A 23,519-nucleotide genomic window follows, 5' to 3' on the forward strand; every position below is an offset into this window, starting at 1 on the left:
GGTCCGGGGGGGGCCCCGCCCGCCACCCGCCACCGCCCCCCCCACCCACAACTACCCCCCCCCGCCCCCCCGGGGGGGGGGGGGGGGGGGGCCCCCCCCCCCCCACGCCCCTTCTTTGCGTTACGCCGACGTCTTCAGTGCGGTGATGAAGGGGGTCCAGGCGGCGGAGGGGAGGAGGAGGGTGGGGCCGCCGGGGATTTTTGAGTCGCGGACGGGGACGAGGTCGGGGATGTTGGGGGCTACTTCGACGCAGTTGCCGCCGTCTTCGTTGCTGTAGCTGCTCTTGAGCCAGAGAGCTTCACTCAAGTCGATCCGGTTGCTTGCCATTTCGGTAATCCTCTGCCGTTGCCTTGATCATGGCGAGGGACGTGTCTGGTGACAGCGCGACGGCCCTGAGCCGATCGTATGCCTTGCGATACCGCTCCACGAGGGCCGGATCATCGACGGTGACTCCGCTGTAGGACGCCTCCATGTACACCAACGGCGGGGCGTCCGGAAACGTCATCGTCATGATGGAGGCGGCCATCAAGGGATACGCCTTCTGCGTCCGCGGGATGATCTGCGGAGTGATCCGGCGCCGGTCCGCAAGCTCCGCGATGCGGTCGAGCTGGACGGTCATGTCCGCGGTTTCCAGAAGCGGTTCGGTGATCAGCGACTCGTGCAGGATCACCCAGTACTCAGGGGTGTGGTGGTCCGCCTCGAAGAGCTCGGCGCGCTTCATCCGGGCGCTGACCTTCTTCTCCACGTCGGCGTCGTCCGACAGGGGGAGGCCCGCCAGGATGACCGCCCGCGCGTAGACCGGAGTTTGAAGCAGCCCCGGCATGAGCATGGGACTCCACTCCTCGATGGTCGTGGCGTGCTTCTCCGCCTCCAGGACCTTCTCGAAGTAGGCGGGGTGCCCAGCCCTCCGCGCCTTCCTTACGTCCTCACACCGCCGCTCGAAGAACCCGTCCGTCTCCAGGACCCGGTCCGCATGCCGCGCCAGATCCAGCGGCATCCTCCGCTCCCCGCGCTCGATGTCGCTGAGGTACGTCTTGCCGTAGAAGCTGCCCTCCAGGAACGCTTCCAGGGACAGGCCCGCCGCCTCCCGCTTCCACCGCAACTCCTTGCCGTAGAAGGTCGGAACGCTCATCGAGCCGTCGATGTCCTTGCCCCGAGCCACCGCTCGCCCTCCTCCGCTGCCCCGGTCGCGAACGCGAAACCTCTTTCACGGTAGCGAGTCGGGCGACACTCTGTGAGGCGTTCGTCACAGACCGCACAGAAGGTTGCCCCCATGTCCGACCCCCACTCCCCCACCGCCTACGACGTCACCCTCTGCGTGGAGGACCTCCGCTCCGCCCTCTCCCTGCACGGCATCACACTCCCGTCGCTCACGGTCGATCTGGCGAGCTTCGCGGGTACGTACACGCCGCCGGCCGGACTCGTCACGCTCGGGAACTGCAACACGGCGACCGCCCGCGCGCTGGCGGCCGCGCTCAGGAAGACGGCGGGCCGGTGAGGACGGCGCTCGAACTCCGGTTCCTGGCCACGCCGAAGGCCGCGCCGGAGCTGCGGCACCAGCTCCGCGCACACGATTACGACGTCCGGCTGTGCGCCACGGAGCTGGTCACGAACGTCATTCGGCATGTCGGCGAGGGCACCCCGGTGACCGTACGGGTCATCGGTGCGGCGGGACACGGCCGTACCCGTATCGAGGTGAGCGACCCCGATCCGCGCGCCCTGCCGGTCCTCGTCCCGTCCGCCGGGGAGGGCGCGGAGGACGGGCGCGGGCTGGCACTGGTCGACGCGCTCGCCGAGCGGTGGGGGGTGGAACAGGGGCCGGACCGGAAGACGGTGTGGTGCGAGTTGAGGTGATCCGCGCTATCCGTGCAGCCAGACCCGCAGCGGGCCGACGGGTTCGAAGCCGTGGCGCAGGGCGGCCGTCAGGTTCTCGCCGTGTTCGTAGCCGACCAACGGCAGGTCCGGGAAGAGCCGGTGCGCCGTCTCCAGGACGCCCGGCCAGGCCGCGTCGGGGCCGCCCTCCACCGCGAAGACGTTGGAGATGCCGACCACCCGGTCGCTGCGGCTCGCCACCGCTCCGGCGGCCACCCGGCCGTCCGAGGAGCGGCCCGCGAGCACGAAGGTGGCCGGGTCGTCGAGCAGTTCGGGGCGGAAGAGGTCCGCGTCGCCGTCGCCGTCGTCCCAGGCCAGCGCCCAGGCGCGGAGGGTGTCCGGGTCGTCCGCCACGGTCCAGGTGAGGTCCGGGGCGGCGGCGGGTGCGCCTGCCGGGCGGTGGATCCACTGTGCCTCGAACAGGACGTCGAAGCCCGCCCCGCTCAGGTCGAGGTCGGCGAAGCTGTCCTTGACGGAGGCGCCCGGCGCGGTGGTGTCGATCCGGGCCGCCAGCGCGGCCGGGTCGGCGCCCGGTACGAGCGTCACCGCGTCGGGGTAGTACAGCGGCGTGCGGGCCGGGGCGGTCCACGCCTGCGGGCCGAACTCGCCCGCCAGGCCGTGCGAGCGGCTCATCGCCGCGCACCACTCGGCGTTGTTGCGGGCGGCGGCCAGGACCATGCTCTGCGTTGACGTCGTCACAATTACGGATCATGACGTGTGCCGGGCCGCAGGTCGAACGCTTTTCCGGCGCCGCCCCCGCCCCCCGGGTGAGAGCATCTGCCCATGAGCGACGACCCGGAAGTGAGTGCTCTGGCGATCAACGTCACGATCCCGCAGGAGCTGCGCTGGACGGACACGCGACGCGGCGAGGAGTTCATGCTGACCACGCTCAACGTCCGGCTGCTGCCGGACGGCCGCCTCGCCGCGAAGGCCTATGGGCGGCCGGTCGCCGGCGGGCGGGGCGCCTATGTCTCGTTCCCGGTGCCCGACCGGCCCGAACTGGCGGCCCTGGTCGCCGGCGCCGCCGAACGCGCCGGGGCGTTGTGGGCCGCCCATCGCGGTCTCGGCTGAGGCTCGGGCTCAGGCTCCCCGGCCCGCCTTCAGCCGTGCAGCGCCTGCGACTCCTGCGGCACCCGGCCCGCGACCACCCGGCCCGCCGACGGGGTCGCCCGGCGCCGGTCCACCGCGTAGGCCACGCCCGCCACCGCCAGGCCCAGCACCGCGAGCCCCGCTCCGGCCGTCGCCGGGGACGTCGTACCGAAGCCCGCGGCCAGCGCCAGGCCGCCGATCCAGGCGCCGCCCGCGTTGGCGAGGTTGAAGGCGGCCTGGTTGGCGGAGGAGGCGAGGGAGGGGGCCGCGGCGGCCTTCTCCATGACCATCAGCTGGAGCGGGGAGCCGGTGACGAAGGCCGCCGTGCCGAGCAGGGTCACCGCGAGGGCGGCGCTCCACTCCGCCCGCATCAGCAGCGGGAACAGCAGCAGGACGACGCCCAGGGCGGCCAGGCCGCCGAACAGGGTGCCGCGCAGGGAGTGGTCGGCGAGGCGGCCGCCGGCCAGGTTGCCGATCGTGGCGCCGACGCCGAAGAGGGCCAGCAGGAGGGTGACGGAGGTCTCGGCGTAGCCCGCGGCGCCGGTCAGCATCGGGGTGACGTAGCTGTAGGCCGCGAAGAGCGCGCCGAAGCCCGCGACCGTCGTACCGAGGGCCAGCCACACCGGCAGGGACCTCAGGGCGGCCAGTTCGCCGCGCAGGCCGCCGCTCGCGGTGGCGTGCCCCGTGCCGTGCGGGATCAGGAGGGCGAGCGAGGCGATCGCCGCCAGGCCGATCATGCTCACCCCGAGGAAGGTCGCCCGCCAGCCCAGGTGCTGGCCCACCAGCGTCGCCACCGGCACGCCCGCGATGTTGGCGACGGTCAGGCCGAGGAACATCAGGGAGACCGAGCGGGCCTTGCGCTCCGGCTCCACCAGCGACGTGGCGACGACCGCGCCGACGCCGAAGAAGGCGCCGTGCGGCAGCCCGCTGAGGAAGCGGGCGGCCAGCAGCGTGTCGTTGCCCGGGGCGAGCGCCGACAGCGCGTTGCCCACGACGAACAGCGCCATCAGGGCGATCAGCACCGTGCGGCGGGACATGCGGGCGGTGAGCGCGGCCAGCAGCGGGGCGCCGATGACGACACCCAGCGCGTACGCCGAGACCAGGTGCCCGGCGGTGGGGATGGAGATGTGCAGGTCGTCCGCCACGTCGGGCAGGATGCCCATCATGGCGAACTCGGTCGTGCCGATGCCGAATGCGCCGACGGCCAGGGCCAGCAGGGCCAGGGGCATGAAGAGCCTGTGCCTTTCGGGGAGAGAGCGGAGTGCGAGCGGTGGGTTCGCGCGGTGGGTTCGCGCGTTTAAGTTCAACCGCTGAACAAAGTCTCTCAGGCCCGGTATTCCAGCGGGTTACGAGGGTGTGTCCAGCTTCACTCGGGCCGCCACCGGGAGGTGGTCGCTGCCGGTGCGGGGCAGCGTCCAGGAGCTTTCCGGCTCGACACCCCGGACCATGATCTGGTCGATCCGCGCCATCGGGAACGACGCCGGCCAGCTGAACCCGAAGCCGCTGCCCGCCGCGCCCTGGGTGGAGCGCAGCTGCGAGGTGACCGCGTTGAGCGAGCGGTCGTTCATGGTGCCGTTGAGGTCGCCGAGCAGCACCACCCGCTTCAGCGGCTCGTCGGCGATGGCCTCGCCGAGCGCGTCGGCGCTGGTGTCCCGCTGGCGGGCGGTGAAGCCGGCCTTCACCTTCACCCGCACCGAGGGCATGTGGGCGACGTACACCGCGACCGGGCCCTTCGGGGTCGCCACGGTGGCCCGCATCGCCCGCTTCCAGCCGAGCTTGATGTCCACTGCCTGGACGTCGCTCATCGGGTACTTGCTCCACAGCCCGACCGTGCCGACGACCGCGTGGTGCGGGTAGGTCGCCGCCAGCGCCCTCTCGTAGACGGGTACGGCGGAGCCGGGGATCTCCTCCAGGGCCAGGATGTCGGCGCCGGACGCGGCCACCGAGCGGGCCGTCGCGGTCGGGTCGGGATTGTCGGCGTTGACGTTGTGGGTGGCCACCATCAGGTCGCCGCCGCCGCCGGTCTTGTCGGTGAGCAGCCCGCCGAACAGGTTCAGCCAGACGATCGCCGGCAGCAGTACCGCGACGAGCGCGGTCGCCGACCTGCGCAGCAGACCGCACAGCAGCAGCACCGGGACGGCCAGCCCCAGCCACGGCAGAAACGTCTCGGTCAGACTGCCGAGGTTGCCCACCCGGTTCGGGATGTGCGCGTGCAGCAGCATCACCAGGGCGAGCAGCAGCGCGCACAGGGCGAGCAGAATGCCCCGGCGCCACACGCCAGGATCGTTCCGCCAGCCGGCGAACAGACGGTGCATCAGGCGGCGGAACCGGTCTCCAGGTCGCTCGGGCCCCGAACCGCCGCCCGCCGTCTCCGTCATGTACGCCTGCTGCGCCATACCGTCTGCCTCACTGCCTGCCGTGCACACCGTTCGCCCCCGTGCTCTTCCGACCCTAGGGGATGTTCGGTGCTGTTCCCGCCGTCCCGTGACGGCCGTACGGAAGTCGAGGACGAACCGGGCGGCGGGAGAGGTTCCGATTACCGCCGTACACGCCCTGGTCTGTGACGAAACGCGTACACGAGCGCTACGACACTGTCGAGCTGACGGGCCGTAGACCGGCCAGCACGGCGTCGACGATCTCCTCCGCCAGCCCCTTTGGCAGCTGGGCGTCGGGGCGCAGCACGGAGCGGATCAGGATCGGCCCGATGAACAGGTCGTTGGCCAGTTCCACGTCCACGTCGGGCCGGAGTTCGCCGTCCCGCTGCCCGCGGCGCAGCACGTCGAGGACGAGGTTGCGCCGGGGCACTATGACGTTCTCGTGGTAGGCGGCCCACAGCCGGGGGTTGGTCTTCATCTGGGCGTGCACGTTGTGCAGCAGGGCCGAGGAGCGGCTGGCCAGTCCACGCTGGCGCAGGTTCTCCATCAGGACCACGAGGTCGTCGCGCATGGAGCTGCCGGGCAGCTCCGGGTCCGGTGGCTCGGCGGCGCGCACGACGTCGATGAGCAGTTCTTCCTTGCCGCTCCAGCGCCGGTAGATGGTGGCCTTGCCGACCCCGGCGGTGCGGGCGATGCGCTCGATGGAGAGTTCGCCCAGGGACACGCCCTCCTCCAGGAGCGTCATCACGCCTTCCAGGATGGCCTGTTCCACGGCCTCGCTGCGCGGGCGGCCCCGGGCGGGGCCCTCCGGGCGGGGCCGGCTGCCGGCAAGGATCACGTCGTCCGTCCTTCCACTGTGCTGCGGGAATTCTCCCGCAGCCGCCTCCTTCCCCCGTGGAGATCCGCTGGAATGCCCGGTGGCCGGGGGTCGGTCCCCGGCCGCGACATCAGTCCCCGGCCGCGACCAACTGCGCCTCCTTCTCGCCCCGCTGGGGGGCCGCCGGCCTGCCCGGCAGGAACAGGGCCGTCACCACGGCGCCGAGCAGCGCGACGGCCGCGCCGCACAGGGCGGTGGTGTGCATGGCGTGCAGGAACGCGTCGTTGGCCGGACCGACGAGCGCCTTGCCCCGCGGGCCGAGCTTCTCGGCGACGCCGAGGGTGGCCTCGATGGACTCGCCCGCGACGTCACGCAGGCCGGGCGGCAGCATGCCGAGCTTGCCGTCGATGCCGTTGCGGTACGCCGTGGACAGCACCGAGCCGAGGACGGCGATGCCGAGGGCGCCGCCGACCTGGCGGAAGGTGTTGCTGAGCGCGGAGGCGGAGCCCGCCTTCTCGCGCGGCAGCGCCTGCATGATGACGACGGAGGTCGGCGTCATCACATGCGCCATGCCGGTGCCCATGAGGAAGAACATGACCTCCAGCACCCAGATCGGCGTGTCGGCCTGGAGGGTGGCGAAGGCGGCGAGCATCGCGGCGAGCAGCACCAGCCCGGCGGTGGTGGTGACCCGGTAGCCGAACCGCTCGACGACCAGCCGGGCGCGCGGCGCGAAGACCAGCTGCGCGGCGGCCAGCGGGAGCATCAGCACACCGGACTCCAGCGGGGAGTAGCCGCGCACGCTCTGGGTGTAGAAGACGGCGAAGAACGTGACGCCCATCAGCGCGAAGAAGACCAGCGCGATGGCGCCGATCGCGGCCGAGAAGACCTTGTTCCGGAAGTAGCCGACGTCCAGCGAGGGGTGGTCGCTGCGCTTCTCGTAGATCACGAAGCCGGTGAGCACGGCGAGGCCCCCGATGATCGTCGCGAGCACCTTGGCGTCGGTGAAGTCGGCCAGCTCGCCGCCCTTGATGATGCCGTAGACGAGCAGCACGAGGCCGACGACGGACAGCACCACACCGACCGGGTCGAGCCGGCCGGGGCTGGGGTCGCGGGAGTCCGGGACCAGCCACAGCATCAGGGCGAGCGCGACGATCACGATCGGCACGTTGACCAGGAAGACCGAGCCCCACCAGAAGTGGTCCAGGAGCGCGCCGCCGGTGATCGGGCCGATGGCGATGGCGAGGCCGACACCGCCGGCCCAGATGCCGATGGCCTTGGGCTGCTCCTCGCGCTCGAAGACGTTCATCAGCACGGCGAGGGTGGCGGGCATCACGAAGGCGGCACCGACGGCCATCAGGGCGCGGAACGCGATCAGCTGCGTCGGGGAGCCGGACTCGGCGGCCAGGGCGGATCCGATGCCGAACACGGCGATGCCGCCGATCAGCACCTTCTTGCGGCCGAGGCGGTCACCGACGAGACCGGCGGTGAACAGCAGACCGGCGAAGACCAGGGTGTAGGCGTTGATCGCCCACTCGATCTCGCTCTGGGTGGCGCCGAGACCGGTCGGCGCCGGGGTGGCGATGGTCTTGATGGCGACGTTCAGGATCGAGTTGTCGAGTACGACGATGAGCAGGCTGAGCATCAGCACGCCCAGGATCGCCCAGCGGCGCCGGTGCACCGCTTCCGGTATTCGCGGGGCGGGGATGGGACTTGTCATGGTTCGAGCCTACGACCATTTCGATACGGGACCGTCTCGTATCTAAATTTCTTTACCCGGCTGTTACTGCACAGGGGTGGAGTCCCCGCTGCGGAAGGGATCACACCCGCAACCCGGGGGTCCCCCTGGCCGTGACTGGCACGAGGTGCCACCATGGAGACGATCCGGGGACGCCGTCAGGGCGCCTCGAGATGACTGAAGGAGCCGTTGCCATGACGCAGCTTTCGGCTGCCCAGAGCACGCAGCACACGCAGAGCACGCAGAAGTCCTCCGACGGCAGCAAGGCGCTGTACGGAGGGAAGAGCACCCGCCGCATCACCGTCCGCGACATCGCCCTCGCCAAGGAACGCGGCGAGAAGTGGCCCATGCTCACCGCCTACGACGCGATGACCGCGTCCGTCTTCGACGAGGCCGGGATCCCGGTGATCCTGGTCGGCGACTCGGCGGGCAACTGCCACCTCGGGTACGAGAGCACCGTGCCCGTCACCCTCGACGAGATGACCATGCTGTCGGCCGCCGTGGTCCGCGGCACCCAGCGCCCGCTGATCGTCGGCGACCTGCCCTTCGGCTCCTACCAGGAGGGCCCGGTGCAGGCGCTGCGCTCGGCGACCCGGCTGGTCAAGGAGGCCGGGGTCGGCGCGGTCAAGCTGGAGGGCGGCGAGCGCTCGCACGAGCAGATCCGGCTGCTGGTGGAGTCCGGCATCCCGGTCATGGCCCACATCGGCCTGACCCCGCAGTCCGTCAACGCGATGGGCTACCGGGTGCAGGGCCGGGGCGAGGAGGCGGCCCAGCAGCTGCTGCGCGACGCCAAGTCCGTCCAGGACGCGGGCGCCTTCGCGGTCGTCCTGGAGCTGGTGCCGGCGGAGCTGGCGGCCGAGGTGACGCGGGTGCTGCACATCCCGACGGTCGGCATCGGCGCGGGGCCGGAGACCGACGCGCAGGTCCTGGTCTGGACGGACATGCTGGGGCTGACCTCCGGCCGGGTCCCGAAGTTCGTCAAGAAGTACGCGAACCTGCGTGAGGTCATGGGCGACGCGGCGCGCGCGTTCGCCGAGGACGTCGTCGGCGGAACGTTCCCGCTGGAGGAGCACTCCGTCCACTAGGTCCACCAGGCCCACCAGGCCACTGCGGAAACACCAGGGCAGCCCGCCGATCGTCCCCCGTCGGCGGGCTGCCGGCTTTTTGCGCCGGGCGCGTGTCGGGCGGTGTCGGCAGGTTGTCGGAGAACTGTCGGTGGTTTGTCGGTCGGGGCTGGCAGTGTCTTGGGCATGACGCGAATCGATGACAACCCCGTCGGCGAAAGCCGCGCAGTGACGGTGCGGGGACTGGTCAAGCACTACGGCGAGACCAAGGCGCTCGACGGTGTGGACCTGGATGTGCGGGAAGGCACCGTGATGGGGGTGCTCGGGCCGAACGGCGCCGGGAAGACCACCCTCGTCCGGATCCTGTCCACCCTGATCACACCGGACGCCGGACAGGCCACCGTGGCCGGGTACGACGTCGTACGGCAGCCCCGGCAGCTGCGCCGGGCGATAGGACTGACCGGGCAGTACGCCTCGGTGGACGAGAAGATCCCGGGCTGGGAGAACCTCTACATGATCGGGCGGCTGCTGGACCTGTCCCGCAAGGAGGCCCGCGCCCGCGCCGACGAGCTGCTGGAGCGGTTCTCGCTGACCGAGGCCGCCCGGCGCCCGGCCGGCACCTACTCCGGCGGTATGCGGCGGCGGCTGGACCTGGCCGCGTCGATGATCGGCCGGCCCGCCGTGCTGTACCTGGACGAGCCGACGACCGGGCTCGACCCCCGCACCCGCAACGAGGTGTGGGACGAGGTCAAGGCGATGGTCGGCAGCGGCGTGACCGTGCTGCTGACCACCCAGTACATGGAGGAGGCCGAGCAGCTCGCCGACGAGCTGACGGTGGTGGACCGCGGCAAGGTCATCGCCGCCGGCGGCATCGACGAGCTGAAGGCCCGCGTCGGCGGACGCACCCTGCGGGTACGGCCGGTCGACCCGCTGGAGCTGCACCCGCTCGCCGCGATGCTGGACGAGCTGGGCATCACCGGCCTCGCCACCACCACGATCGACGCCGAGACCGGCACCCTGCTGGTGCCGATCCTCAGCGACGAGCAGCTCACCGCGGTGATCGGCGCGGTCACCGCGCGCGGCATCACCCTCTCCTCCGTCACCACCGAACTGCCCAGCCTGGACGAGGTGTTCCTGTCCCTCACCGGCCACCGCGCCGGTGCCCCCGAGGACCGCACCGCGTCCGCCGACTCCCGCGAGGAGGTCGCCGTATGAGCGCCGCCACCACCACCGCCCCCGCCACGGCCCATCTGACCGACGCCCGGATCCCGCTGCGCGGGCACCTGCGGCACACCGGGGCGCTCATCCGGCGCAACCTGCTGTGGATCCGGCAGGACCCGGAGTCGATGTTCGACGCGCTGCTGATGCCGGTCGTCTTCACGCTGCTGTTCGTGTACGTCTTCGGCGGCTCGATCGGGCTGGCGCTGGGCGGCGGACAGGACCGATACGTGCAGTACGTCATCCCCGGCATGATCGCGATGATGAGCATGTCTCTGTCCCAGGGCGTCGGCACCGGGTTCAGCCAGGACTTCAACAGCGGGGTCATGGACCGGTTCCGGACGCTGCCGATCGGGCGCGGGTCCGTGCTCTTCGCGAAGATCGCCGTGGAGCTGGCGCGGATGCTGTTCGCCACGACCGTGCTGATGGTCGTCGCCGTCCTGGTCGGCTTCCACATCCATCACTGGGTCGGGCTGTTCGCGGCCGTGGGGCTGTCCGCGCTGTTCGCCTCCTCGATCATGTGGGTGTTCCTGACCCTCGGCGTGATCCTGAAGAGCGCCCAGTCGGTGCAGGCGATGGGCTTCCTGGTGCTGTTCCCGCTCCAGTTCGGCTCGTCGATCTTCGCGCCGACCACCTCCATGCCTGGCTGGCTGCGGCACTTCACCGACTACAACCCGCTGTCCACGCTGGCCGACGCCTCCCGTGGCCTGATGGTGGGCGGCCCGGTGGCGCACGACCTGTGGGTGACCGTCGCCTGGTCGGTGGCGATCACCGCGGTCATGGCACCGGTCGCGATCCACAAGTTCCGTACGAAGAGCTGAGCCGTGGCTCAGAGCAGGGCGGTGGCCTCCGCGAGGGAGAGGCCACCGCCCTCGGCGTACGCGGAGTCGTACGCCTGCTCGTCCAGCGCCTCCCGGACCCGGGCCTCGGCCATCTCGTACAGCCGGCGCTCCATGCCGGAGGAGAGGTGCCCCTGCGGCAGCAGGGCGTCGGCGGCGCCCAGGCAGCGGGCCGCGTCGGCGGCGCGGCCGCCCTCGCCGTCGGCGGCGAGGGCCATCGCGGCGGCGGCGAGCACGATGGACGGCAGCTGCGGGGAGACGGTCCGGGCCAGTGGCTCGACGGCCAGCCGGAGCGTCTCGCGGGCCCGGGACAGGGCCTGCTCGACACGGCCGTCCAGGGCGTCCAGCCAGGCCTCCTGGGTGAGGATCTGCGCGTCGAAGACGACGAAGTGCGCGATGCCGAACTCCTCGCGCAGCAGCCGCAGTTGCTCGCGCGCCTCGGGTGTACGGCCGATCAGGCCGAGCCAGCAGGCGAGGAAAAGGCGGGCGGCGGGCATGGCCTCGTTGGTGGCTCCCTGCTGGCCGGCGATGACCTCCCGCAGCAGCCGTTCGCCGCGCTCCGTCTCGCCCTGCTCCATGAGCACGTTGCCGAGGCGGGCGGTGAGGATGGCGGTCTGGGCGTGCGCGCCGAGCCGCTCGGCGTGTTCCATGGCGGCCGTGTAGTCGGCTGCGGCCTCGCGGTAGGCGCCCTTGCGCTCCTGGGCCTCGCCGCGCGCGGACAGCGCCTCGGCGGTGCCCCACTCGTCGCCGAGCCGGCGGAAGATCTCCAGCGCCTCCTCGGCGTCGCGGGCGGCGTCACCGGCCCAGGCGGAGCGGTTGGCGAGGAGGTTGGCGCGCAGCTGGAGGGCGCCGGCCAGCTCCCACTCGAAGCCCGGGGTCTCCCGGCTGGTCCGTACGCTGGCGTCGATGACGGTCCGCATCCGGTCGGCGCCGCTGGTCATCAGCTCGGCGAAGAGCCAGAGCATGGCGGGCGGGCGGCAGGTCTGCGGCAGGCCCGGCTCGTAGACCTGGGTGATGATCCGCATCTTGGCCCGCGCCTCGGGCGTCTGCCAGACGTCCAGCTCCGTGTCCATGCAGGCGAGATGGGCCAGGTGCACCCCGCGCCGCGCCTCGGCGAGGATCTCGCCGGAGTACGGGGGCGGGCTGTCGGTGCAGCGCCGCCACACCGGGCGGGCCCGGCGCACCGGCTCGGTGAACGGGTCGGGGCCGAGCGCCATGACCTCCGAGCACCAGGTGCGTATCTCGATGCGCTGGTCGCGCATCCACCAGAACCACTGGAGGGACAGCACCAGGCAGAGCGCCTCCTGCTCGTCGCGGGCGGCGACCGCGTGCCTCAGGGCGGTGCGCAGGTTCTCGTACTCCAGCTGGAACCGGTCGATCGCGGCACGCTGTCCGGGGCCGCGCGTCAACGCGTCGGTGGCGCGGGCGAGTTCGCGGTAGTACACCAGATGGGCGCGCTCGGCATCGGCGCGGCCGCCGGCCTCGGCGAGGCGTTCGGTGGCGTACTCGGCGACGGTCTCCAGCAGCCGGTAGCGCATCGTGCCGTCGGCCGAAGGGGCGGCCACCACGAGGGACTTGTCCACGAGGGAGCCGAGGGCGTCCAGGGCGGCCGGGCCGCACACCGCCTCGGCGGCGGCCAGGTCGCAGCCGCCGGCGAAGACCGACAGCCGGGCGAGGACGTCCCGTTCGGCGGTGTCCAGCAGCTCCCAGGACCAGTCCACGACGGCGCGCAGGGTCTGCTGGCGGGGCAGTACGGTGCGGCTGCCGGAGGTGAGCAGCCGGAAGCGGTCGTCCAGCCGGTCCGCGATCTGGCGCGGTGTCAGCATCCGCAGCCGGGCCGCGGCCAGCTCGATCGCGAGGGGCAGTCCGTCGAGGCGCCGGCAGATCTCGGCCGCCGCCTCGGGGTCGTCCTCGACCCGGAAGCCGGGCCGGGCCGCCGCCCCCCGGTCGGCGAGCAGCCGCAGCGCGACCGGTTCCGGCAGCGGCTCCACCGGCCGGACCAGCTCCCCCGGTACGGCGAGGGGTTCGCGGCTGGTGGCGAGGACGGTCAGGTGCGGGCAGCGGGCCAGCAGGCGCTCGGCGAGGCGGGCGGCGGCCTCGATCACATGCTCGCAGTTGTCGAGGATGATCAGCATCCGGCGCCGGGCGCAGTACTCCACGAGCCGTTCGAGGGGGTCGTCGTGCCGGTCGGCGACCGCGCGCATGCCGTCCGCGCCGGCGCCGTGCAGCACGGTCTCGCGGGCGCCGATCGCGGTGAGCACGACGTGCGGTACGGCTTCGGGGTCGTCCACGGGTGCCAGCTCGGCCAGCCACACCCCGTCCCGGAGGGTGTGCCGTACCGCCTCGGCGGCCTCCTGCGACAGCCGGGTCTTCCCGGCGCCGCCGGGCCCGAGCAGGGTGACCAGCCGGGCGCGGGCGAGATCGGCGCCGATGGCCGCGATGTCGGCCTCCCGGCCGACGAAGGAGGTGAGCCGGGCGGGCAGGTTGCCGGGCGGGGCCGCGGGCGCGGCCGTTGTCGGGGCCGTGACCGGTGCGGTGCTTCCGGCCAGCAACTCTGCGTGCAGCGCGCGCAGTTCGGGGCCCGGGTCGGAGCCGAGCCGGTCGGCGAGCAGCCGGCGGACGTCCTCGTAGCCGGCGAGCGCCTGGGCCGGGCGGCCGGCGTCGCGCAGGGCGCGCAGCCGCAGGGCCTGGAGCGGCTCGTCCAGCGGGTGGGCGTCGCACAGGGCGGTCAGCTCGGGCAGCGCCTCCTCGGCGTGGCCGAGGGCCAGGGCGGCGCCGTGCCGGGCGCGCAGGGCGTCCAGGCGGCGGGTCTCCCAGCGGGCCGCCTCGGCGCTGTGCTCGGGCAGGTCGGCGAGGGCCGGGCCGCGCCACAGGCCGAGGGCGTCGTCCAGCACGGCGGCGGCCTTGGCGGGGTCGCCGTCGGCGAGGGCGGCGAGGCCGTCGCCGGTCAGCCGGTCGAAGCGGGTGAGGTCGACGTCGTCGGGGGTGGCGGTGAGCCGGTAGCCGCCGTCGGCGGAGGCCACGGCCTCGGCGCCGAGGGTACGGCGGAGGCGGCCGACCAGCGCCTGGAGCGCGCCGTTCGCGTCGGCCGGCGGATCGGCGCCCCACACCTCCTCGACGAGCACGCCGACCGGCACGATGCGGCCGGGGCGCAGCGCGAGCACGCTCAACAGGGCACGCAGGCGGGCTCCGCCCAGGGTGACGGGGGTGCCGTCGGGGCGCAGCGCTTGGGTGGTACCGAGCAGGCGATAGCGCACGGGGTTCACTGTCTCCGGGGGTGGTCCGAGGTGGTCGGGGTCGGTGGGGGTGGTCAGAGGTCGTCGGCGTGGTCCGCGGGTGCCTCCCGGGGCAGGTCCCGGAAGCCGGTGACGTCGAGCGTGACCAGGAGGCCCTCGACGCGGCGGACCCGGTACGGCCCCTCGCCCCCGGCCGGCGGTTCCTCCTCGAACCGGCCGGGACTGGCGTCGGCGGGTTCCCGGGTCAGGGTGCCGGGCAGCGGTTCCGCGCGGTGGGCGGCGGGCAGGAGGACCAGTCCGGCGGGCTCCGGGCCGGTGGGTGCGGGGGGCCGCGCCATGAGTTCCCGCACGCGCGGGTCGGTGTGGACCAGGTACTCCCTGCACACCAGCTCGATCGCGGCGACCCGGCCGGTGGTCGCCCGGTCGGGGCCGCCGTGGTTCTCCACCCAGGCCTCGGCGCCGTGGCCCTCGCCGCGCCGGCGGGCCCGGCCGTCGTAGCGGACCAGCCGCCAGGCCACCTCGTCGCCCACCGCGAACGGCGTGCCGCAGCACTCCATCTGCCAGTCCTCGTAGAAGACCCTCATCCGCGCCATTCCCCCAGCTTCCAGGAACCGGACCGCGATCGCGAGACGTTTCCCCCTCGAGTCGCGCGGCCGGTACGGTCGCACTCCGCGACCGTCCCCGGCCACCGCAGGAGCCGCACATGACCACCGCCACCACCCGGCACGGCGACCGCCGGGTCAGCCCCGTGTTCGTCGGGATCCTGGCCGTCACGGCGGTGACCGGCTGGGCCACCTGGACCGGTTTCGCGGCGCAGCCGGGGCTCGCGGTGTTCCTGTTCGTGACGGCGGCCTGGATCGTCTCCCTGTGCCTGCACGAGTACGCGCACGCGCGCACCGCCCTGCACAGCGGGGACATCACGGTCGGCGCCAAGGGGTATCTCACGCTGAATCCGCTGAAGTACACGCACGCCCTGCTGAGCATCGTGCTGCCGGTGCTGTTCGTGATCATGGGCGGGATCGGTCTGCCGGGCGGCGCGGTGTTCATCGAGCGCCACCGCATCCGGGGCCGCTGGCGGCACAGCCTGATCTCGGCGGCCGGCCCGCTGACGAACGTGCTGTTCGCGGCGGTGTGCACGGCGCCCTTCTGGCTGCACGCACTGGACGGCGTGCCGCCGGACTTCCGGTACGGCCTGGCGTTCCTGGCGCTGCTCCAGGTGACCGCGGCGATCCTGAACTTCCTGCCGGTGCCGGGCCTGGACGGCTACGGCGTGCTCGAGCCGTGGCTGTCGTACGACGTGAAGCGGCAGGTGGAGCCGTTCGCGCCGTTCGGTCTGCTGTTCGTGTTCGCGCTGCTGTGGGTGCCGTCGGTCAACAGCGTGTTCTTCGACGCGATCGACGCGGTGCTGCGCGCGCTGGGCGTGGACGACTTCTCGCAGGCCTGCGGTCACGCGCTCTACCAGTTCTGGAAGGGCACCCCCGAGGCGTGCACGGTCAGCCCGTGACCGAGCCGTCACGCCCGGCGGCGATGCGGGCGCGCTTCACGTAGTACCAGGTCATGTTGGACGACAGGCCCGCCAGCAGCACCCAGACGATCCCCAGCCAGCTGCCCTGGACGAAGGAGACGACGGCCGCGGCCACGGCGAGGACGCAGACGGCAAGGGTGTAGAGGGCGATGCGGGGCATGACGGACGGCTCCTGTCGGGGACACTGCTCGGTACTTCTTCGCCGACCAGTGTCCCCCATGGGTCATACGTCCGTGACGCGGAGCCCGGCGTGTGCCTTGTAGCGGCGGTTGACGGAGATCAGGTTGGCGACCAGCGACTCGACCTGGTGGGCGTTGCGCAGCCGGCCGGCGAAGACGCCGCGCATGCCGGGGATGCGCCCGGCGAGGGCCTGGACGATCTCGACGTCGGCCCGCTCCTCGCCCAGCACCATCACATCGGTGTCGATCCGCTCGATCTCCGGGTCCTGGAGCAGGACGGCCGACAGGTGGTGGAAGGCGGCGGTGACCCGGGAGTCCGGCAGCAGGGCGGCGGCCTGCTCGGCGGCGCTGCCCTCCTTGGGCTTGAGGGCGTAGGCGCCCTTCTTGTCGAAGCCGAGCGGGTTGACGCAGTCCACGACGAGCTTGCCGGCCAGCTCCTCGCGCAGCGACTCCAGGGTGGCGCCGTGCCCGTCCCACGGCACGGCGACGATCACGATGTCGCTGCGGCGCGCGGTCTCGGCGTTGTCGGCGCCCTCGATGCCGTGGCCGAGTTCCCCGGCGGCGGCCGCGGCGCGCTCGGCGGCGCGGGAGCCGATGATCACCTTCTGGCCGGCCTGGGCGAGCCGGTAGGCGAGGCCCTTGCCCTGGGGTCCGGTACCGCCGAGCACGCCGACGACGTACCCGGAGACGTCGGGCAGGTCCCAGGGGTCCTTGGCGGGGGCCTTGGCGGCGGCCTTCGCGGGGGTCTGTGCGCTGTCGCTGGAGGTCGTAGAGGTCATGGGCCGACTCTACGTCCGGGCGGCGGGCTCGCTCGCCGGTGTCCCCGGGTCGGGGGAATCCGGGGTGAACGCCCCGCCGCGGGGGCGCGGTTGCGGCAGGATCCGGCACATGGACGCCGTACGGGTCGCGCTGCTGCGGGAAGTGCTCGCCGGGACCGAGTGGCTGGGGGCCACCCGGAGGTTCGGCGGGGTGCTGCGTGAGTCGGTGGTGGCGCACGGGGGCGGGCTGCTGCTGGTGGGCACGCCCGCGTACGAGCCGTGGCATCTGGCGGCGCATCTGGTGGACGAGGCGGCCTGGTCGGGCACGCCGGAGCTGGCGCCGACGCTGGTACGGCACGGTGCGCGCCCCAGTGACCCCGCGCATCTGGCGGTCGGCCCGGGCCGTATCGAGGCGGCGCGGCGCGGCGAGACCCTGCTGGTCGTGGCGCCCGAGGAGCCCGCGCCGCTGCTGGAGCGGGTGCACGACGCCCGGCGGGCCGGGGTCAGGGTGCTGGCGCTGGGCGCGGGCGGGGGCGAGCTGGCGGCGATGGCCCACGAGACGCTGGCGGTGCCGGACGGCGCGGAGCTGGACCTGGACACGGTCCAGCACCTGGTCAGCGCGGCGGCCGGGGAGAACGGCGGGGTCTCTCCGAGGGTCCGGCGGGGGCTGCGGGACCGGTTGGCACGGCTGGCGGAGGCTCTGACGGCGCCGCCGCCGGCCCCCTGGTGACGTCGGCCTGTCAGTCCTCCTCGGAGCCGTCACCGGGCGGGGTGTCGTGCCAGCGCGGGTCGTTCTCCCACTGGAGGTTGCGCTCGCGGGCGGTCTCCATCGCGGCCTCGGCCTCCTGACGGGAGGCGTACGGTCCGAAGCGGTCCTTGCCCGGGCAGTCCGGGCCCTCCTCGACCGTCTTGTGCTCCAGGCAGTAGTACCACTCGCCCGGCCTACCGGCCGTGCGCTTCTTGAACAGCGCCATGAACGGCTCCTTTCGCCATCGACATGGTGCCCCATGTGCGTGGATAGACTCGCTTGCATGTCTGGCCAGTCGCTGCTCGTCCCAGGGGAGCTGTCTCCCACCCGTTCGGTACCCGGAAACATCCGCCGTCCCGAGTACGTCGGCAAGCCCGCGCCGACGCCCTACACCGGTCCGGAGGTGCAGACCCCGGAGACCATCGAGGCGATGCGGATCGCCGGCCGTATCGCCGCGCAGGCGATGGAGGAGGCCGCGAAGATCATCGCGCCGGGCGTCACCACGGACCAGCTGGACAAGGTCGCGCACGCGTACATGTGCGACCACGGCGCCTACCCGTCGACGCTCGGCTACCGCGGCTTCCCGAAGTCGCTGTGCACCTCGGTCAACGAGGTCATCTGCCATGGCATCCCGGACTCGACGGTGCTGCGCGACGGTGACATCGTCAACCTGGACGTGACGGCGTACATCGGCGGGGTGCACGGCGACAACAACGCCACCTACCTGGTCGGGGAGGTGGACGAGGAGTCGCGGCTGCTGGTGGAGCGGACCCGCGAGGCCCTCGACCGCGCGATCAAGGCGGTCAAGCCGGGTCGGCAGATCAATGTCATCGGCCGGGTGATCGAGTCGTACGCCAAGCGGTTCGGGTACGGCGTGGTGCGGGACTTCACCGGGCACGGGATCAACTCGTCGTTCCACTCCGGGCTGATCATCCCGCACTACGACAGCCCGCACGCGACCACGGTGATGCAGCCCGGGATGACGTTCACCATCGAGCCGATGCTGACGCTGGGGACGCACGAGTACGACATGTGGGACGACGGCTGGACGGTCGTCACCAAGGACCGCAAGCGGACCGCGCAGTTCGAGCACACGCTGGTGGTGACGGAGACCGGCGCGGAGATCCTCACCCTGCCGTGACACCGGCCCCCTGCCGCTGCCCGCCCTCGTTCCGGGGGCGGGCTTTTTCGTACCGGTGAACGGCGCTCCGATGTTTTTCCGACAGTGCGTCGGTAAAATTACCGACAGCAGGTCGGACAGCTGAGGAGAACCCCATGGAGCCGTTCTCGACCCTCATCCGCACCGCGACCCGCGAACAGCACGCGGCTGCGGAGACCTCGACGTTCATGACCGACCTGCTCGGCGGCCGGCTCGGCGTGTCCGCGTACGCGCGCTACACCGAACAGCTCTGGTTCGTGTACGAGGCGCTGGAGCGTACGGCCGCCGCCCTGGCCGGGGACCCGCTGGCCGGCCCCTTCATACGCCCCGAGCTGTTCCGGCTGGCCGCGCTGGAGCGGGACCTGGCGCATCTGCGGGGGCCCGGCTGGCGGGCGGGGCTGAGCGCGCTGCCCGCGACCCGGGCGTACGCGGACCGGATCCGGGAGTGCGCCGAGCACTGGCCCGGCGGCTATGTCGCCCACCACTACACCCGCTACCTCGGCGATCTGTCCGGCGGCCAGGTCATCCGGGACCGGGCGGAGCGGACGTGGGGCTTCGCGAGGAAGGGCGACGGCGTCCGCTTCTATGTCTTCGAGGGCCTGTCCAGCCCGGCCGCCTTCAAGCGGTCGTACCGCGAACTCCTGGACGCGATACCGGCGGACGAGCTGGAGCGGCAGCGGATCGCCGGCGAGTGCAGGCGGGCGTTCACCTTGAACACGGAGGTGTTCCGGGCCCTGGGCGAGGAGTTCCGGCTGAGCGCCTGAGGGTCGCCTGGCGTTCTGGGTGCCTGAGGGTCGCCTGGCGTTCTGACCGCCTGAGCGTTGCCTAGCGTTCGAGGACGACCCGGCCGCCGATCTCCACCCAGCCGTGCGGCTGGGGTGCGGTGAGGAGCTGGGAGCCCTTGCCCTGGGTGATGTTGAGGGCGCGGCCCAGCCGGTCGGTGAGGAGGAGGGCCGCGGCGCCCGTCGCCTCGTCCTCCTCGACGCCGTCGCCGCGGCCGGGGAAGCCCCGGGCGCGGACCCGGCCGGCCGCCTCGTCCTCCCAGGCCCACGCATAGATCCTCCCCCAGACTTCGTCCGGGGGGACCCCCATCTCGCTTCGCTCCCCCGGCGGCGGCACCTGGAGGGCGTCCACCTCGGCGGCGGTGGCGTACTGGCGCAGGGTGCGCGGCGGCACCCACTCCGCGCGGGCCTCGATCCAGCTGAACTCGCCGTCCAGCCGGGCGCCGACCACCCCGGCCGGGGTGACCAGTTCGGGCACGTCGAGCAGCCAGGCGGCGCCGACGCAGGGGTAACCGGCGAAGGGCAGCCGCACACCGGGGGTGTAGATGTCGATCACGCCGCGCTCGGGGTCGTCCACGAACACAGTCTCGCTGAACCCGAGTTTGGCCGCGAGGGCCTGCCGGTCGCTCCGCTCGGGCAGCAGCGAGCCCTCGCGGACGACGCCGAGTTCGTTGCCGTAACCGCCGTTCGGTGCGCAGAAGACGCGGAGTACGTCGTAATCAGTCACGCGGGCATTGAAACATCGCGGCCCGGGCGAGCGCGTCCCAGGCGGGGGCGCCGCCGGGCAGCAGGTGGATGCCGGTGCGCACCACGGCGTACGGCAGCTCGGCGAGGGCGTCGCCGTAGCCCCGCTCGATGGTGACCCGTTGGCGCTCGGTGCCGGGGCCGGGCGGGAGGGCGGCGAGCCGCTCCAGGTGGTACTCGTAGGCCCGGGCGATCTCGTCGGCGCCCTCCTGCTGCTTGTCGGCGTCGGGCACCCGGGTGAGCACCACGGACTCGGGGATCCGCCCCTCGGCCAGCGCGGCCACCGCCCGGTCGTGCCCGTCGAGCAGCAGCCAGCCGTCGAGGAAGGTCACCCACCACAGCAGGACCGGCGCGGCCGTTCCCTCGCGGACCTGCTTGCGGTACGCCTTGACCCGGCCGGAGTCGGGCGGCGACAGCGGGCGCAGCGGTATCACGCCGTGCCAGCCGCCGCCGCAGTACAGCTCGATGCTGCCGCCGGGCCACTCGCGGACGAGGTCGGCGTCCCAGATGCCGGGCGGGAAGCCGGTGCGCAGGGCCAGTTCCCAGCGGCCGTCGGCCAGCGGGGTGCCGTCCGCGTGTTCCAGCAGCCGGGCGTAGGCGTGCGGCCAGTTGACCGGGGAGCGCTGGAGCGCCGCGGTCGGCGGCGGCAGCGGCGAGCGGTAGCCGTCGAGCCGGTGCAGATGCAGATCGCGGCAGCAGCTCGGGCCGGCCACCGAGCGGCCGAGCAGCAGGGGGCGCCCGGACTGACGGAGCAGCAGTCTGCCGTCGTCGGCGGTCTCGAAGCGCAGCGGGGGCGGGCCCGGCCGGTTTCCGATGTCCAGGACCAGGCGGTGCTCCCCGAGGAACTCCCGGCGCGCGTTCTGCATGCCCGCCAGCCTTCCACACGGCTCGGTGAGAGATGAATCACCGCAGGATTGGGTAAGACTCAGGTAAGGCTCAGTTAAATTAGGCAAGCCTCACCAACCTTACTTGCCTGGAGCCTGCATGCGAGCCGCCCGACTGACCGTCATCGCCGCCGCCGGCGCTGCCGCTCTGACCGCCCTCACAGCCTGCACGGCGAAGAGCGACGCCAAGGACGGCGACGCCATCCGGGTCACCGCCGCCGACGCCACCTGCGACACCTCGGCCCACTCCGTGCCCGCGGGCCAGGTCACGCTGAAGATAGAGAACAAGGGCTCCCAGGCCACCGAGGTCGAGATCCTGCTCCCGGACGACCGGATCGTCTCCGAGAAGGAGAACATCGGCCCCGGCACCAAGTACACGCTGACCGCCGAGGTGAAGGCCGGTGCGTACGAGATCGCCTGCCGCCCCGGCATGAAGGGCCGCGGCGTCCGGCAGAAGCTCACCGTCACCGGCGGCGCCCGGGCCGCGCAGCGGGACCCGCGGCTGGACCAGGCGGTCGCCGCGTACCGGCAGTACGCGCAGGACCAGGCCGACGCCACCGTGCCGCTCGCCGAGACCTTCGCCAAGGCCGTCCGGGACGGCGACCTCGACGCCGCGAAGAAGGCCTACGCGCCCTCGCGCCTCGGCTGGGAGCGCACCGAGCCGATCGCCGAGTCCTTCGGCGACATCGACCCCCTGACCGACACCCGCGCCGACGGCCTGGAGAAGGGCCAGAAGTGGACCGGCTGGCACCGGCTGGAGAAGGCCCTCTGGCAGGACCGGAAGATCGGTGCCGAGGAGAAGGCCCTCGCCGCCCGGCTGGTGACGGACCTGAAGGACTGGCGGGACCGGGTCGGCACCGCCCAGATCACCCCTACCTCCATGGCCAACGGCGCCAAGGAACTGCTGGACGAGGTCGCCACCGGCAAGGTCACCGGTGAGGAGGACCGCTACGCGCACACCGACCTGGTCGACTTCAAGGCCAACGTCGAGGGCGCGCAGAAGGCGTACGAGCTGCTGAAGCCGGTCGCCGCGAAGAACGACCCGGCGCTGGCCAAGGAGCTGGACAAGCAGTTCCCGGCGCTGAACACGCTGCTGGACAAGTACCGCACCGACAAGAAGTCCTACGACTTCGTCTCCTACGACAAGGTGACCGAGGACCAGCGCAAGGAGCTGTCGGACGCGGTGAACGCGCTCGCCGAGCCGCTGTCCAAGCTCGCCGCCGCGGTGGTGAAGTGACCATGACCGAGCAGAACCAGGCGCCCTCCCCCTCGCGCCGGGCGCTGATCGGCTGGGGCGGGGCCGGGCTCGCGCTCGGTGCCGCGGCGGCCGGCGGCGCGGTGGCGATGGCCAGGGCGGGCGACGACATGGCCCCGGCCGCCGCCGACGCGGGCGGCGCGGTGCCGTTCCACGGCGCCCACCAGGCCGGTATCGCCACACCGGTGCAGGACCGGCTGCACTTCGCCGCGTTCGACGTGAAGACCGACGACCGCGCCGAGTTCGTGCAGCTGCTGAAGGACTGGACCGAGGCGGCCCGGCGGATGACGGCCGGCAAGCCGGTCGGCGAGGGCGCCTTCGACGGGCTCGCCGAGGCGCCGCCGGACGACACCGGCGAGGCGATGGGGCTGAAGCCGTCCCGGCTGACCCTCACCCTCGGCTTCGGGCCGTCCCTGTTCGAGAAGTTCGGCCTGCACGACCGGCGGCCGGCCGCCCTGGTCGACCTGCCGCGGTTCCCCGGGGACAACCTGGAGAAGGCCCGCACCGGCGGCGACCTGTGCGTGCAGGCCTGCGCGGACGATCCGCAGGTCGCCGTGCACGCCATCCGCAACCTGGCCCGGATCGGCTTCGGCAAGGTCGCCGTCCGCTGGTCCCAGCTGGGCTTCGGCAAGACCTCCTCCACCACCCCGGACGCGCAGACCCCGCGCAACCTCTTCGGCTTCAAGGACGGCACCCGCAACATCGCGGGCACCGAGACGGACCGGCTGAAGAAGCACGTCTGGGTGGGCGAGGGCGACGGCCCGGCCTGGATGACCGGTGGGTCGTACCTCGTCGCCCGGCGCATCCGCATGAACATCGAGACCTGGGACCGCACCCCCTTGCAGGAGCAGGAGGACGTGTTCGGGCGGGACAAGCGCGAGGGCGCCCCGGTCGGCAAGGCCAAGGAGCACGACGAGCCGTTCCTGAAGGCGATGAAGCCCACCGCGCACGTGCGGCTCGCGCACCCGGACGCCAACGGCGGCATCACCATCCTGCGCCGCGGCTACTCCTTCACCGACGGCACCGACGGGCTCGGCCGGCTCGACGCGGGCCTGTTCTTCCTGGCCTACCAGCGGGACGTGCGCCACGGGTTCATCCCGCTCCAGCGCAAGCTGTCCGCGCACGACGCGCTCAACGAGTACACGCAGCACGTGGGTTCGGCCGTCTTCGCGGTGCCGCCCGGTGTCCGGGACGCCCACGACTGGTGGGGCCGCACCCTCTTCTCGAAGGAGGCGTAGCA

At 72.5% G+C, this 23,519-nt stretch carries 26 protein-coding genes; 12 read left to right on the forward strand and 14 right to left on the reverse strand.

Annotated features, from left to right (window positions below):
- Nucleotides 1-120: 120 nt before the first annotated feature.
- Nucleotides 121-327: a DUF397 domain-containing protein gene (locus ACFVIU_RS24800; RefSeq protein ID WP_385845135.1), complete on the reverse strand. Its 207-nt coding sequence runs from the start codon at nt 325-327 to the stop codon at nt 121-123.
- Nucleotides 299-1,162 (reverse strand): helix-turn-helix domain-containing protein, encoded by an 864-nt coding sequence (locus ACFVIU_RS24805; RefSeq protein WP_385845137.1) that lies wholly within the window; start codon nt 1,160-1,162, stop codon nt 299-301. Before ACFVIU_RS24805 ends, ACFVIU_RS24800 begins: the two co-directional genes overlap by 29 nt.
- A 111-nt stretch (nt 1,163-1,273) precedes the next feature.
- On the opposite strand from ACFVIU_RS24805, the gene ACFVIU_RS24810 reads away from it, so the two are divergent.
- Nucleotides 1,274-1,498, forward strand: coding sequence for a hypothetical protein (locus tag ACFVIU_RS24810; protein WP_385845138.1), 225 nt, complete (start codon nt 1,274-1,276; stop codon nt 1,496-1,498).
- A complete protein-coding gene (locus ACFVIU_RS24815; RefSeq protein WP_385845140.1) occupies nt 1,495-1,854 on the forward strand; it encodes an ATP-binding protein in 360 nt (119 codons plus the stop codon). The genes ACFVIU_RS24810 and ACFVIU_RS24815 overlap by 4 nt, the downstream gene beginning before the upstream one ends.
- 6 nt (nt 1,855-1,860) lie before the next feature.
- Here the strand turns inward: ACFVIU_RS24815 and ACFVIU_RS24820 are convergent, their stop codons facing one another.
- Nucleotides 1,861-2,550: a hypothetical protein gene (locus ACFVIU_RS24820; protein ID WP_385845283.1), complete on the reverse strand. Its 690-nt coding sequence runs from the start codon at nt 2,548-2,550 to the stop codon at nt 1,861-1,863.
- Between the two features lie 105 nt (nt 2,551-2,655).
- On the opposite strand from ACFVIU_RS24820, the gene ACFVIU_RS24825 reads away from it, so the two are divergent.
- Nucleotides 2,656-2,943, forward strand: a complete 288-nt coding sequence (locus ACFVIU_RS24825) for a hypothetical protein (protein WP_385845141.1) — start codon at nt 2,656-2,658, stop codon at nt 2,941-2,943.
- A gap of 29 nt (nt 2,944-2,972) precedes the next feature.
- On the opposite strand, the gene ACFVIU_RS24830 is transcribed toward ACFVIU_RS24825, so the two are convergent.
- The 4 genes from ACFVIU_RS24830 to ACFVIU_RS24845 form a co-directional block, all read right to left on the reverse strand.
- Nucleotides 2,973-4,190: an MFS transporter gene (locus ACFVIU_RS24830; protein ID WP_385845142.1), complete on the reverse strand. Its 1,218-nt coding sequence runs from the start codon at nt 4,188-4,190 to the stop codon at nt 2,973-2,975.
- Nucleotides 4,191-4,307: 117 nt separating this feature from the next.
- Nucleotides 4,308-5,276, reverse strand: coding sequence for an endonuclease/exonuclease/phosphatase family protein (locus ACFVIU_RS24835; RefSeq protein WP_385845284.1), 969 nt, complete (start codon nt 5,274-5,276; stop codon nt 4,308-4,310).
- A gap of 268 nt (nt 5,277-5,544) precedes the next feature.
- Nucleotides 5,545-6,174: a TetR/AcrR family transcriptional regulator gene (locus ACFVIU_RS24840; protein WP_385845143.1), complete on the reverse strand. Its 630-nt coding sequence runs from the start codon at nt 6,172-6,174 to the stop codon at nt 5,545-5,547.
- A 109-nt stretch (nt 6,175-6,283) separates the two neighbouring features.
- Entirely contained in the window at nt 6,284-7,870 is a 1,587-nt protein-coding gene (locus tag ACFVIU_RS24845; RefSeq protein WP_385845145.1) for an MFS transporter, read from the reverse strand.
- A 212-nt stretch (nt 7,871-8,082) separates the two neighbouring features.
- Here ACFVIU_RS24845 and panB point away from each other — a divergent pair, with 212 nt between their 5' ends.
- The 3 genes from panB (at nt 8,083) to ACFVIU_RS24860 (ending at nt 10,991) form a co-directional block, all read left to right on the forward strand.
- Nucleotides 8,083-8,973 (forward strand): 3-methyl-2-oxobutanoate hydroxymethyltransferase, encoded by an 891-nt coding sequence (gene panB / locus ACFVIU_RS24850; protein ID WP_385845146.1) that lies wholly within the window; start codon nt 8,083-8,085, stop codon nt 8,971-8,973.
- Between the two features lie 165 nt (nt 8,974-9,138).
- Nucleotides 9,139-10,167, forward strand: a complete 1,029-nt coding sequence (locus ACFVIU_RS24855; RefSeq protein WP_385845148.1) for an ATP-binding cassette domain-containing protein — start codon at nt 9,139-9,141, stop codon at nt 10,165-10,167.
- Nucleotides 10,164-10,991 carry an ABC transporter permease gene (locus tag ACFVIU_RS24860; RefSeq protein WP_385845149.1) on the forward strand — a complete coding sequence of 276 codons (828 nt, stop codon included), beginning with the start codon at nt 10,164-10,166 and terminating at the stop codon, nt 10,989-10,991. The genes ACFVIU_RS24855 and ACFVIU_RS24860 overlap by 4 nt, the downstream gene beginning before the upstream one ends.
- Before the next feature lie 8 nt (nt 10,992-10,999).
- Here ACFVIU_RS24860 and ACFVIU_RS24865 read toward each other — a convergent pair whose 3' ends face one another.
- Together ACFVIU_RS24865 and ACFVIU_RS24870 are read right to left on the reverse strand one after the other, a co-directional pair.
- A complete protein-coding gene (locus ACFVIU_RS24865; RefSeq protein WP_385845150.1) occupies nt 11,000-14,275 on the reverse strand; it encodes a BTAD domain-containing putative transcriptional regulator in 3,276 nt (1,091 codons plus the stop codon).
- A 44-nt stretch (nt 14,276-14,319) separates the two neighbouring features.
- Nucleotides 14,320-14,829: a DUF6578 domain-containing protein gene (locus ACFVIU_RS24870; protein WP_385845152.1), complete on the reverse strand. Its 510-nt coding sequence runs from the start codon at nt 14,827-14,829 to the stop codon at nt 14,320-14,322.
- A 119-nt stretch (nt 14,830-14,948) separates the two neighbouring features.
- Here ACFVIU_RS24870 and ACFVIU_RS24875 point away from each other — a divergent pair, with 119 nt between their 5' ends.
- On the forward strand, nt 14,949-15,749 hold the full coding sequence (locus ACFVIU_RS24875) for a site-2 protease family protein (protein WP_385845153.1): 801 nt from the start codon (nt 14,949-14,951) through the stop codon (nt 15,747-15,749).
- Here the strand turns inward: ACFVIU_RS24875 and ACFVIU_RS24880 are convergent.
- Both ACFVIU_RS24880 and npdG read right to left on the reverse strand, forming a co-directional pair.
- Nucleotides 15,739-15,990, reverse strand: coding sequence for a hypothetical protein (locus tag ACFVIU_RS24880; protein ID WP_385845154.1), 252 nt, complete (start codon nt 15,988-15,990; stop codon nt 15,739-15,741). The two genes, ACFVIU_RS24875 and ACFVIU_RS24880, sit on opposite strands and share 11 nt — an antisense overlap.
- Nucleotides 15,991-15,993: 3 nt before the next feature.
- Entirely contained in the window at nt 15,994-16,728 is a 735-nt protein-coding gene (gene npdG, locus ACFVIU_RS24885; RefSeq protein ID WP_385845155.1) for an NADPH-dependent F420 reductase, read from the reverse strand.
- A 109-nt stretch (nt 16,729-16,837) separates the two neighbouring features.
- Between npdG and ACFVIU_RS24890 the strand changes: the two genes are divergently transcribed.
- Nucleotides 16,838-17,437, forward strand: coding sequence for a hypothetical protein (locus ACFVIU_RS24890; RefSeq protein ID WP_385845156.1), 600 nt, complete (start codon nt 16,838-16,840; stop codon nt 17,435-17,437).
- 10 nt (nt 17,438-17,447) lie between these two features.
- Here the strand turns inward: ACFVIU_RS24890 and ACFVIU_RS24895 are convergent, their stop codons facing one another.
- A complete protein-coding gene (locus tag ACFVIU_RS24895) occupies nt 17,448-17,681 on the reverse strand; it encodes a hypothetical protein (protein WP_385845157.1) in 234 nt (77 codons plus the stop codon).
- 57 nt (nt 17,682-17,738) lie between these two features.
- Between ACFVIU_RS24895 and map the strand changes: the two genes are divergently transcribed.
- Together map and ACFVIU_RS24905 are read left to right on the forward strand one after the other, a co-directional pair.
- A complete protein-coding gene (gene map / locus ACFVIU_RS24900; protein WP_385845158.1) occupies nt 17,739-18,596 on the forward strand; it encodes a type I methionyl aminopeptidase in 858 nt (285 codons plus the stop codon).
- Nucleotides 18,597-18,730: 134 nt separating this feature from the next.
- Nucleotides 18,731-19,378 carry a heme oxygenase (biliverdin-producing) gene (locus ACFVIU_RS24905; protein WP_385845159.1) on the forward strand — a complete coding sequence of 216 codons (648 nt, stop codon included), beginning with the start codon at nt 18,731-18,733 and terminating at the stop codon, nt 19,376-19,378.
- Nucleotides 19,379-19,439: 61 nt separating this feature from the next.
- On the opposite strand, the gene ACFVIU_RS24910 is transcribed toward ACFVIU_RS24905, so the two are convergent.
- Nucleotides 19,440-20,123, reverse strand: a complete 684-nt coding sequence (locus ACFVIU_RS24910; protein ID WP_385845160.1) for a PhzF family phenazine biosynthesis protein — start codon at nt 20,121-20,123, stop codon at nt 19,440-19,442.
- A complete protein-coding gene (locus ACFVIU_RS24915) occupies nt 20,116-21,006 on the reverse strand; it encodes a hypothetical protein (RefSeq protein WP_385845161.1) in 891 nt (296 codons plus the stop codon). The genes ACFVIU_RS24910 and ACFVIU_RS24915 overlap by 8 nt, the downstream gene beginning before the upstream one ends.
- Before the next feature lie 118 nt (nt 21,007-21,124).
- On the opposite strand from ACFVIU_RS24915, the gene efeO reads away from it, so the two are divergent.
- Together efeO and efeB are read left to right on the forward strand one after the other, a co-directional pair.
- A complete protein-coding gene (gene efeO / locus ACFVIU_RS24920) occupies nt 21,125-22,261 on the forward strand; it encodes an iron uptake system protein EfeO (protein ID WP_385845162.1) in 1,137 nt (378 codons plus the stop codon).
- 2 nt (nt 22,262-22,263) lie between these two features.
- Complete coding sequence (gene efeB / locus ACFVIU_RS24925; RefSeq protein ID WP_385845163.1) at nt 22,264-23,517, forward strand: iron uptake transporter deferrochelatase/peroxidase subunit; 1,254 nt, start codon at nt 22,264-22,266, stop codon at nt 23,515-23,517.
- The last annotated feature ends 2 nt before the right edge of the window (nt 23,518-23,519 follow it).

The sequence above is a fragment of the Streptomyces sp. NPDC127190 genome, assembly GCF_042672505.1.
GTDB lineage: Bacteria > Actinomycetota > Actinomycetes > Streptomycetales > Streptomycetaceae > Streptomyces.